7 protein-coding genes are annotated in these 8449 nt (G+C 44.4%); all 7 read right to left on the bottom strand.

Annotation, left to right across the window (positions count from 1 at the left end; genetic code table 11):
• A partial coding sequence (locus Q0541_RS28190) for a hypothetical protein (RefSeq protein WP_298919100.1) occupies positions 1–301 on the bottom strand: 301 nt, incomplete at its 3' end.
• 242 nt (positions 302–543) lie between these two features.
• Positions 544–1197 (bottom strand): hypothetical protein, encoded by a 654-nt coding sequence (locus tag Q0541_RS28185; protein ID WP_298919097.1) that lies wholly within the window; start codon positions 1195–1197, stop codon positions 544–546.
• Between the two features lie 735 nt (positions 1198–1932).
• A complete protein-coding gene (gene aroF, locus Q0541_RS28180; protein WP_298919094.1) occupies positions 1933–3033 on the bottom strand; it encodes a 3-deoxy-7-phosphoheptulonate synthase in 1101 nt (366 codons plus the stop codon).
• A gap of 121 nt (positions 3034–3154) precedes the next feature.
• Positions 3155–4249, bottom strand: coding sequence for an anthranilate phosphoribosyltransferase (gene trpD, locus Q0541_RS28175; RefSeq protein ID WP_298919103.1), 1095 nt, complete (start codon positions 4247–4249; stop codon positions 3155–3157).
• Between the two features lie 202 nt (positions 4250–4451).
• Positions 4452–5693: a tryptophan synthase subunit beta gene (gene trpB / locus Q0541_RS28170; RefSeq protein WP_298919091.1), complete on the bottom strand. Its 1242-nt coding sequence runs from the start codon at positions 5691–5693 to the stop codon at positions 4452–4454.
• A gap of 175 nt (positions 5694–5868) precedes the next feature.
• The gene (locus Q0541_RS28165; RefSeq protein ID WP_298919087.1) at positions 5869–7122 is read right to left on the bottom strand and encodes a tyrosinase family protein; all 1254 of its coding nucleotides are present in this window, start codon (positions 7120–7122) and stop codon (positions 5869–5871) included.
• A 254-nt stretch (positions 7123–7376) separates the two neighbouring features.
• Positions 7377–8210 (bottom strand): tryptophan synthase subunit alpha, encoded by an 834-nt coding sequence (gene trpA / locus Q0541_RS28160; RefSeq protein WP_298919083.1) that lies wholly within the window; start codon positions 8208–8210, stop codon positions 7377–7379.
• Between the last annotated feature and the right edge of the window lie 239 nt (positions 8211–8449).

Raw genomic sequence — 8449 nt, 5'->3', positions numbered from 1 at the left:
CACCTGGAATGGCACTGTTACCAGCAAAGGGGTTGACACCGCCACCTGGAATGGCACTGTTACCAGCAAAGGGGTTGACACCGCCACCTGGAATGGCGCTGTTACCAGCAAAGGGGTTGCTACCGCCACCTGTAATGGCACTGTTACTAGCTAAGGGGTTACTACCACCCGTCAAAAAACTGCCTTGAGTATACAAACTGCTATTGGTAGCAAAGGAACTACTGCTATACAGGTTGCGATCGCCAGCGGCACTAAAGCTATTAACCTTACCATTAATGGAATTGACAGCAGACGCTTCCATTGCTACTAATTCTCCTATTTTTAGTTAAAAACTTTTAGGGTCTTCAGTACATATTATGCCAAGTATGAATTTGCTCAACCCAAAATTTCTCTAAATAAAGGCTTTAATCATTTTTCCTGTAACTCTGACAGAAAATCTTGCCTAAAGTCCTTACTAAAAAAGAGTTTCAGTGCATAACATAGTCAATTAGCATAGTATGTACTGAAAGACTCATCATTCAAAGATTCTAATGACTGTCGCTACTAACCGAACGGGATGCCGCCACCAGCACCGCCACCGCCAAATGGTGGCTTGCCGCCATCAGCACCGCCACCGCCAAATGGTGGCAGGCCGCCATCAGCACCGCCACCACCTAATGGTGGCAGGCCGCCATCAGCACCGCCACCGCTAAATGATGAGATGCCGCCACCAGCACCGCTACCACCAAATGGTGGCTTGCCGCCACTAGATGACGGGATTCCGCTGCCAACCTGTGCCTCTTTAAGCCTTGAGTTAACTAGGTTATCAATAGTACCCCTCATACTTAATCCGTCTGGTATTTCAGTTGTGCTAATACTACTACCCTTGCTGCCAACACCAGTCAAAGGGTCAGTGGCACTACCCTGGTTAGCACCGCCTGCGGATGGATTTTTACCGCCTGCAAAGATATTCGAAAAGTTGTCACCAGCGAAAGGATTACCACCATAGGCTAAATCCGGCTTACTACCAGTACCAGTACCACTACCACCAAATGGTGAACTACCGCTACCTTCTCCCTTACCAACACCACTGAATAGGTCGGAAAGGCCTTTATCTTTAGGCAGAACTTCACTCAAGCGACCCCACGGTGAATCTTTCAACACATCGTTCCCGCTACTAGAAGAGTTCCCAGTACCACTACTATTCAAATCTGCCATCAGGACTAATCCTCCTAATTCTTATAATAAAAATCTTGCTAGCATAGCAACATAAAATGGACAAGATTAAATCTTGATCATGAATTTTATGTTGTATTTTTATTAGCAAAACTAGTTAGTAGCTTTTAGTTTCTTTGATTACCTTATAAAGTAGAGATAATCAATTTTCAATGCTACTTTCATTTATAATATATAATTTAACTTTTAATTACAATGGAATTTTTTTTGATAAATGCGTCAAAATATTATATATTTTTAGACTAAAAGATAGAACATTTTATTGAATAAAGTGTGTAATAAAATTGTATTTTGATTAAAGATAATACTGCAATGAATAATTTTTTGATAAATTTGTCAAATCTTTAGAGGGTGTTTGAAAAGTTATGAGAATTCAGATTATTTAACGTAAAACTATCCTCACGGGACTTAAACATTCATGAGGGAAAAATAAGCCTCAAACCCATACAGGGTAGGGTAAATACACCAAATACCCAAAAATGATCCAAACGCAAATATATCAACAAACGAAGCAATAATAAAATTCATTACAGACGCTGCAATCACTACCCTTATAGCCCGGATTTCTCAGTTGTGAGAAATCCAGGTGAAAACCCCGCCCTCAGTGTCAGCAGGGTGGGGTAGTTTAAGAAAAACTGATCAACAGATTTTTTAAAGAAAAGAATCTGTTGATCAGGTTTAGCCGTTTGCAAAAAATCGGTTAAGATTACGCTTTATCTACTTTGAGAGTTCTGACGTGAAAAGAATGCGGTTGTCATTAATGCTATCAAATGTAGGTGTAGACCAGCGATCAACTACTTTGCCCAGAATTGACATTTCTTGAAATAAGCGGTCAAATTTATCAGGGGTGAGAGATTGGGGCCCATCAGATAAAGCCTTCGCTGGATTGGGGTGAACTTCAATCATCAAGGCATCTGTACCAGCTGCGATCGCAGCCATTGCCATAGATGGAACATATTCAGACCTACCTGTACCATGACTGGGATCAATCATAATTGGTAAATGGGTAAGCGATCGCAACACCGGAAGCACCGATAAATCTAAAGTATTGCGGGCATATTTGCCATCAAAGGTTCTGATTCCCCGCTCACAAAGAATTACATTTGGATTTCCTGATGCCAAAATATATTCTGCCGCCATCAGCCACTCGTCAATTGTGGCAGACATGCCTCGCTTCAGCAGCACTGGTTTATCTTGAGCGCCTACCTTTTTCAGCAATGAAAAGTTGTGCATATTCCGCGCTCCGATTTGGATTATGTCAGCTACTCTTCCCACTGCTGATAAATCGGCGGCATCCATCAGTTCTGTGACAATACCCAAACCGGTAGCTTCACGCGCTGCTGCTAATAAATCTAAAGCGCTTTCACCATAACCTTGAAACGCATAAGGTGAGGTGCGAGGCTTGTAGGCTCCGCCACGGAGAAACTGTGCTCCTGCTGCTTTCACCCGCTTTGCCGTTTCGACAATCATCGCTTCATTCTCAACAGAGCAAGGCCCGGCTACCACTACAATCGGATGGTGTTCGCCGAAATAGACATCACCGTTAGGTGTAGGTACAACGACCTCGCTGGCTTGTCCATCTCGGAATTCTCGACTTACCCGCTTGAAAGGTTGTTGTACCCGTACTACTTGATCAATCCAAGGGCTGAACTCCTGAACCTGTAATTTATCGATGCTAGTAGTATCACCAATTAGCCCCAGCACAACTTTATGAGTGCCAACGCTTTTTTCTACTGTGACTCCCCAAGTCTCACTCAGTTCTTGGCTGATCCGAGTGATTTCCTCAACAGGCGTACCGCTCTTAAGTATGATAATCATCTGTTTTTCCTTTTGTTTTTGGGTGTAATACATTCCGTTTGTAGGGGCACAGCAATGCTGTGCCCTTACAGCATGTGCATCCAAACGAGAATTGCTATTAGTAGCTCTTAGCAGTTAGCAATTAGCGCAAAAATTCAGCAAGTTGTTCTAGTTTTGTCCAAGCCGCACCGCTTTGCAGAATTTTCTTGGCAAGGACAATACCTTTGACACAACCTGCTAAAACATCCGTTTCCCCATCAATCGGTTCACCAACTTGGAGCGCTAGGGCTGTATTTAAAGCGACTACATCCTGCTGCGCTTGAGTGCCTTTCCCTTGGAGAACTGCCTTCAAGATTTCCGCATTTTCTGGGACATCTCCACCGTGCAAAGCCGCAGTTGGTGCAAAACTCAAACCAAGTTCTTGAGGATTGAGCGTTAGACAACGCACTTTTTTATCTTGGAGTACAGCCAAGTCAGTGGCATCTGCCAAACCAGCTTCATCTAAACGTTCGCGTCCGTGAAGTGCGATCGCTTGCTGACATCCTAATTGGGATAAAGCTTGAACAATTTCCTCTAGTAAAAGCGGGTCGTTCACACCAATAATTTGCCCTGTCGGTCGCATGGGATTTACTAGCGGGCCGAGCAAGTTAAAAACAGTCCGCACTTTCAAAGTTTTTCGCAAAGTAGCGATCGCCTTGAGTGCAGGATGCCAGCCTGGAGCAAATAAAAAGGTGATTCCGACTTCGCCCACTGCGGCTTGCACTTTTTCAGGAGTGGCGTTGAGATTTATCCCCAAAGCTTCCAACACATCAGCAGAACCAGTTTTGCTAGATGCCGAACGATTGCCATGTTTGGCAACTTTTACCCCGGCGGCGGCGGCAACAAAGGCCACAGCAGTGGAGATATTAAAGGTTGAAGCTCCATCTCCACCAGTTCCACAGGTGTCTATTAGGGGAGTGGGGAGGGAGTAAGGAGTAGTAGAAGAAGATTGGGATTGTAAGACGCTAGCCATGCCTACTAATTCTTCGGCAGATACGCCTTTGGCTTGAATTGCGGCTAAAATCGCTCCTGATAGTACATGAGGAATGGCATTTATCAGCCAACCTTGCATCAGATCCGCAGCTTGGGAAACCGTCAACGATTGCCGATTCAGCAACTGTTGCAATAAAGCTGGCCAGTTGTAGAACTCAGGAAGGATGAAGATGTTATCGGGTGGAGTTTGAATTACAGCCATCATATTCGTAATGGGCATTGGGCATTGGGCATTAGGCATTAGGTATTGGGTATTGAGTATTGGGTATTGGGTATTGGGCATTAGTAAAAGACAGACTACTAGTACCGCAAGGCGGAAGTCAAAAATCAAAAATCAAAAGTCAAAAGTATTATGGAATAAGCTCTTTGGGGATTTTAAATGGTTGCTCTATCTACGCCGTAGCGTACTAGTGATTCAGGATTTTTGCGACGGTTTGCACATCCTTGTCACCTCTACCAGAACAATTGATGACGATGCGGGGACTGCCTTCTAACTGAGGACAAAGGGTTTCTAGATATGCGATCGCATGAGCAGTTTCTAAGGCTGGAATAATCCCTTCCAATTGCGAAAGTCTTTGAAATGCTTCTAAGGCTTGCTTATCAGTTACGCTGTAATATTCGGCGCGACCAAGATCCTTTAAATAACTATGCTCAGGGCCAACACCGGGATAATCCAATCCGGCACTAATTGAATGGGCTTCGATAATTTGACCATCATCATCTTGCAGTAAATAGCTCATTGCACCGTGCAACACACCTATTTTTCCTTTTGTCAAGGTAGCAGCGTGTTTTTCTGTATCTACACCTTCACCCGCCGCCTCTACTCCAATTAGGCGAACTGAAGGTTCATGCACAAACTCTTTGAATAAGCCGATCGCATTGGAACCTCCACCCACGCAAGCCAGGAGAATATCTGGTAATCCTCCCCATTTCTCCTGTGACTGAGCGCGAGTTTCTACACCAATTACAGCATGGAAATCACGCACGATCAGCGGGTAGGGATGGGGCCCTGCAACAGAACCCAGGATGTAATGGGTTGTTTCCACATTCGTCACCCAATCACGGATTGCTTCAGAAGTTGCATCCTTGAGAGTTCCCGTACCTGCCTCCACGGGTTGAACTTCTGCCCCCATCAACTTCATCCGAAACACATTCAAGGCTTGACGTTCCATATCCTGGACGCCCATGTAAATCACACATTTCAAACCAAACCGCGCACATACAGTTGCAGTCGCAACCCCATGTTGACCTGCACCTGTCTCTGCAATAATCCGCTTCTTGCCCATGCGTTTAGCGAGTAACACTTGAGCCAAAGCATTGTTGATTTTGTGAGCGCCTGTATGATTTAAATCCTCACGCTTTAAATAGATTTGCGCTCCCGTGCCATCTGGTCTAGCGTAGTTTGTTGTCAGGCGTTCAGCAAAATATAATGGGCTGGGTCGTCCTACATAATCCCGCAGTAGGTTTTGCAGTTCTGCTTGGAAACTTGGCTCATCGCGATATTGATGAAACGCAGTTTCTAACTCACTTAATGCAGGCATTAAGGTCTCGGGGACGTATTTACCGCCGAATTTTCCAAACCTGCCTAAAAGGTCAGGTTGCACGGTCGGAGATGAAATCGCAGCTTTGATATCTTGTATGCTTACCATAGTTCAAAATCCTTTGATGTTCAAGTATTTTTTATTGTTGTTACGCTGTGTGCGACTTTCTCTCAAACCTAACCCCCAACCCCTTCTCTTCAAGGGAAGGGGAGTAAGAATCAAAGCCTCTCAGGAGTGGGGCAGAGGAATGGAGGCGGGGTTCCAAGCGTCTGGTTCTAACTTTTTAGAACTTATCCCAGAGATAAGATTCTTTTTGCGTTTTCTTTTCAGAGGTTTTGTAGCTATAGCCTAGTTTTCTGTGATTCAAAACGTCTATAGGGCGCACCAAATCGTCAGAGTCAAAATTTGGTAATAGCGATAGTAAATCTCCTAACGCCGTAGCTTTCGGGTTAGACAGACCGCCGTCCCAAGGCCACATTAGGTCTTTAGGATTGTGTCCGTAAGGCTGACTATGACCATCGGGAGGATAAAAATCGCTACCTTTATGACCGTTGTCTTGCCATTCAGCCCAGAGACGGTCTGCGTTGGCATGATGCAACCAAAACACTGGGTCATAGGGCGAACTTGGTATATTGCTCATCGTACCCAGACTCTTAAACGTTATGGGTGTCGTAGTCGCGTTTATCTGTACCCCACCGACAAAGGCATGAATGTAGTTGTGGATGAATCCTCCTGGCGTGACTTTACCTTGCTCATCTATAGAGATAAATCCTTCCAAAGCAGGGCGAAATAGAGAATAATCATTAAGGGCAAGGACACGCTCAATATCTTTTTTGGGTAAAGGGTAATCACTGGCAGGAGGTAGTCGCAGAAAGCGTACAAGTGATGTACCTAAGGATGTTCCGGTATCTGGGTCAATGTTTAATGCTGGATTCATTACCCAGCCATTTGCAGCAGCAAAAGCCCCAGGCACTGGGCCGCCTGTAAAATTCCCCTGATTTGGAATTTTGATGGTTACTCCTTGACCGTTAGAACCAAGAAAGTCATCGTTAAAAATCACATCAAGTGCTTTGGCGTCAGTCCAATCCCAGTATGGCAGGCTAACAGTTGGGTCTACTGCTTGCAAAGCTTGTTCAAATCTGCGGATATATTCTCGATGCCAAGGGAAAAATGCGGCATTTTCATGAGCAAGTTCGTGAACGGAACCATCGGAATGTCCTTTATGGTTATGAATCAAGCGTGTTGCCCCTAGATGTATGGCAACGAATTGGTCGTAAATACTGAGCTTGCTACCTGCGGGAATTATCGTTTTTAAGGTTTTGATAGCTTTAACGAAAGCTATTTTCTCTGCTGATGTCAGGTCAGTTACGTTCTTTCTTACAGCTTGGTGAGTCTGTTTTCCTGGAAAATTGTAATGCCAATGATATTCGTATTGTCTGTGATCAGTGCGATCGTGGGCAAAGACTGTAAGCGCACAGGCGCTAACTAGAAGTAGGCTATAAATTAATATTTTGACGGATTTCGGCAGGAGTTTCATTGTCTTAATGGAAGCAGGGGGGCGTTTGTGTAGCGTCTTGCAGAGAAGGCATCGAAACTTCGGAGGGCAATACGTTTGGGTTAAGGGTTAACTGTTTGTCAAAGTCAATTTTTTTTAACGAACCGCAAAGGGCGCAAAGGACACAAAGGAAGAGAAGGAGAGAAGGAGAGAAGGAAGAAAAGGAAGAGAAATAATTGATCCTAATTTTCTACTCTCTATTCCCCATTCCCTATTTACTAAGTCTGCGGGTGAATTTATCTCACCTCTTGAAGAGATGGACTTTCACGCTGACTTTCTGTAATGGCTGTTTTCAGTTCTTGACAAAGCTTTTCCACGGCTTGCAATCCTTCTGTCGGGCTACCTTCAGCTAACCTTTTAACAAAGGCACTACCAACAATCACCGCATCTGCTCCCCATTCCCTTACTTGATGCGCTTGTTCTGGGCCTGAGATGCCAAAACCAACGCCAATGGGTTTATCAGTGATGCTTTGCAAATCTGTAATTAAATACTTTACACGGTCTTGGATTTGAGCGCGGACACCTGTAACACCTGTAACGCTTACCAGGTAGATAAAACCCTGAGATTGACGAGCGATCGCTTCAATTCTATCTCTAGAACTGGTAGGAGCTACGAGTAAAATTACCTCAATTCCGAAAGATGCAGCAGTTTGGATTAATTCTTCTGCTTCTTCTAAGGGTAAGTCTGGTACTACCAATCCTTGCACCCCAGCAGCAGAAATTTGCGCCAAAAATGACTTAATACCCCGGTACAAAATGGGATTGTAGTAAGTAAATAGAATTATCGGCGCTTTTAGGCGAGGAATCTCTGTGTGCAACATCTCTAGCACTTGCTCTAATTTCGTGCCTTTTTGCAAAGCGCGGGTTGCTGCTGCTTGAATTACAGGCCCATCTGCTAGAGGATCGGAGTAGGGAACGCCTAACTCGATGAAGTCAGCACCATTGCGATCTAAGATACGTAAAGCTTCGGCAGTGGTTTCTAAGTTAGGATCGCCTGCTGTGATAAAGGGGATTAAAGCACACTGTTGGCGATCGCGTAAAGTTTGAAAGGAATCAGAGATAGAAGTCATTCAAAAAAATGGTTAATGATTAATTAATAGTTCTGCAAGAATCAACATTTAGCAATTAGCGATGTTCACCCTACATTTTTTGTCGTCGAGTCTTTGAACCTCGTGAATCAGTCTTTTAGCTCCGTCAACGAGTCTTTGAACATGGTGAACGAGTCTTTTAGCTCCGTCAACGAGTCTTTGAACCTGGTGAACGAGTCTTTTAGCTCCGTCAACGAGTCTTTGAACCTGGTGAACGAGTC

The sequence above is a fragment of the uncultured Nostoc sp. genome, from assembly GCF_937863485.1.
In the GTDB taxonomy this organism is placed as follows: domain Bacteria; phylum Cyanobacteriota; class Cyanobacteriia; order Cyanobacteriales; family Nostocaceae; genus Nostoc.
The sequence above is the reverse complement of the archived record's forward strand: the minus strand, read 5'-3'. Positions and strand labels throughout refer to the sequence as shown.

Excerpts from the sequence above, each read along its gene's own strand:
- Q0541_RS28185 (WP_298919097.1), bottom strand. The coding sequence starts at position 1,197 with ATGGCAGATTTGAATAGTAGTGGTACTGGGAACTCTTCTAGTAGCGGG.
- aroF (WP_298919094.1), bottom strand. The coding sequence starts at position 3,033 with ATGATTATCATACTTAAGAGCGGTACGCCTGTTGAGGAAATCACTCGG.
- trpD (WP_298919103.1), bottom strand. The coding sequence starts at position 4,249 with ATGATGGCTGTAATTCAAACTCCACCCGATAACATCTTCATCCTTCCT.
- trpB (WP_298919091.1), bottom strand. The coding sequence starts at position 5,693 with ATGGTAAGCATACAAGATATCAAAGCTGCGATTTCATCTCCGACCGTG.
- Q0541_RS28165 (WP_298919087.1), bottom strand. The coding sequence starts at position 7,122 with ATGAAACTCCTGCCGAAATCCGTCAAAATATTAATTTATAGCCTACTT.
- trpA (WP_298919083.1), bottom strand. The coding sequence starts at position 8,210 with ATGACTTCTATCTCTGATTCCTTTCAAACTTTACGCGATCGCCAACAG.